This is a genomic window from Microbulbifer taiwanensis (assembly GCF_014904815.1).
GTDB classification, from domain to species: Bacteria; Pseudomonadota; Gammaproteobacteria; order Pseudomonadales; family Cellvibrionaceae; genus Microbulbifer; species Microbulbifer taiwanensis.
In genome coordinates, this window is sequence record NZ_JACZFR010000081.1 from 1 (window position 1) to 2422 (window position 2422).

The following is a 2422-nucleotide window of genomic DNA, read 5'->3' on the forward strand; positions in this document are numbered from 1 at the left end:
CTGCATTTCCAGCTGATCGAAGAGCGGGCCATCAAGGTGGTCGACGCGATCGAGCGCAAGCAGGCGCTGCACGGTAGCCGGCTGCGCAAGCGCTTCCCCTGTATCGCCTGCGAGGGTGATGGACTGCTTTCCACACTGACCTTTTACGGGCCGCTCGGTGGCCGCCCTGGCGATCTGAAGCGCGGCAACGGTCAAGAGGTCGGCGCATTCGGGGCGGTGCGTTGTTTCGTCTGTGACGGTTCCGGCGTTGACCATCAGGCCGCCGGCCTTGCGCACCTGGAGCGCGCCAAAGTGCTGCAGCTGGTACGGGGAGGTGCACGGTGAGTGAGTCAGCAGTGGTAGAGGTAAGTCTCGAGCGGATGCGGGAGATTTATGACGCAATCGGGGAAATTGAGTGGGTATTGTTGCGCGTGCAGCAACTGGAATCTGAGCGGGGGCAAGCGTATGCGCTGGGGTATCTAGAGTCGGTTGTGGACAGTGTGCGAAAACAGCTGTCCGGGGCGATACCGGAAAGCGTGTATGAAAAGCTGGTAGCTGACGCTGACGCTGAGTCGGCGCCATTCTAATGACCGCTGCCGCCGTCCAGCTGCTGGAGCAGCAGCGCCGGGAGTGTTTCGACCGCTGGCAGCAGCGAAAGGCTGCTGAAAAGGTTGAGCGGGTGCGGGAGCTGGCCGAAGCCTACGGGCCGGCGCCGCTGAAAAACCGCATTCTTGCCCGCTATCACTTCCATATTCTCTGCAAGGCTCTCGAGCGCGAATACAGCGAGCGGGAGAAGCGGGCGGACGGCTGGCAGGCGCTGCACTGGCTTGAGTGCTTTGAAGAGCAGTATTTACGCCTGCGGGTGCCGCTGCTGAATGTGTGCAGCCATGACAAGGCGCTCAAGGACGCCGCCGAAACCCTGGCCCGCAAGTGCGAGCGCACATTGCTGGCCGATATCGCCAAGCACCGCGAGGGCCGCGACGGGCCCGCCGCCTGCGAATATGCGCTTTCCCTGGTTGAAACCATCTGCACCGGTGCCGGCGTCAAGATGCCGCCTATAGCTGACTGCCACCGCGACGACAAACACAAGGTAGCTGCGGTGGTGATGCGCCTGACTGACCCGAAATGGTGGCGCGGCCAGATTCGCAAAGCGCAGGCCAGACAGCTGGAAACCGCCGCCCGCCGCCTGGGCCTGACCTGCAAGAAAACCGGCGGCTATGTGTCCGGGCTGTCCCTGCTGCGCCGACGACAGCAGAAGCGTCGCAACCGGTCCCTCCTGGAAAACCTAATTGCCGAAAATGATCAGGGTCAGGTGTACACCCTGGCCCAGCTGTCCGACCTGGGTGTGTCTAACCCGGTCAACCGTCGAAACGAGTTAATGACTCGGATTCGGGGCTGTGAGGAGTGGGCGGAAGCCTTCGGCGATCACTTACAGGCCGTGTTCCTCACCGCGACCTGTCCTTCCCGCTTTCACGCCTACAACCGAGGCGGCAAGCGTTACGACAACTGGGATGGCTCAACGCCGATCGATGGTCAGCAGTGGTTAAACCGCCGCTGGCAGTTGCTGCGCGCCTATTACGAAAAGCGCGGGATTCGCTTTTACGGTCTGCGCATTGCAGAGCCGCACCATGATGGCTGCCCGCACTGGCATATCGTGATGTGGTTCGACAAGCGCCAGGTGAAGTTGGCCATGCTGCTGTTCGCGGAAATCTGGCGGGGCATAGTCCGCCCGCGCTGGGTGCGCGGTGCCGATGGTCGCCGCCGCGTTAAGGCGCGCACCGGTGTCTGTCATCTGGATTGCATGGGCGGGGAGCCTGGGGCGGAAAAGCGCCGCACCAAAATTGTTTATCTGAACAAGGGCGAAGGGGGCGCGGCTGCCTATGTGGCCAAATATGTCTCGAAGAATATCGACGGGATGGGGACGGTTAAGACTGCGGAAGGGGAAGTGCAGCAGGCGTGGAGTCTGGATTCTGTGCGGACGGCCGAACGCGTGGAAGCATGGGCTTCTACTTGGGGAATCCGTCAGTTTCAGGCGCTCGGCCAGCCTTCGGTTACGGTTTGGCGTGAGCTGCGCCGGCTGGATGCGAATGGGCAGGGGTTTGCGCTGCAAGGGCCGCAATTCAATGCGGCCCGCGAGGCAGCAAATTCCGGGTGCTGGTGCGACTATCTCACCGCGCAGGGAGGCCCCATGCGCCGCAGAGGAGAGGCTGCTCTATCGCCGGTTTATCGAAAAGCACCGGCGCCGAATAAATACGGGGAAATTTTGCAGGTTCTGGAGGGTGTCGGCGGCGGGCTGCAAGGCGTGGAGCTGACGCGGTTGCGCGAGTGGAATATCTACGAGCTGCCAAAGGCAGCGGCAAGGCCGCAGGCCGCGCAGGCGCCGCCGCAGGCGGCGTAACCTTGGACTTGTGTCAATAACTGTAACCGGGGGATTTATGAGGAA

The 2422-nt window shown here is 62.1% G+C and carries 3 protein-coding genes; all 3 read left to right on the forward strand.

The window, feature by feature from the left end:
- Positions 1-324 (forward strand): hypothetical protein (locus tag IG627_RS20450; protein WP_193195129.1); only part of this gene is annotated, 324 nt, incomplete at its 5' end.
- Entirely contained in the window at positions 321-566 is a 246-nt protein-coding gene (locus IG627_RS20455; RefSeq protein WP_193195130.1) for a hypothetical protein, read from the forward strand. The genes IG627_RS20450 and IG627_RS20455, both read left to right, overlap by 4 nt.
- On the forward strand, positions 566-2377 hold the full coding sequence (locus IG627_RS20460) for a replication endonuclease (RefSeq protein WP_193195133.1): 1812 nt from the start codon (positions 566-568) through the stop codon (positions 2375-2377). Before IG627_RS20455 ends, IG627_RS20460 begins: the two co-directional genes overlap by 1 nt.
- Positions 2378-2422: the final 45 nt, after the last annotated feature.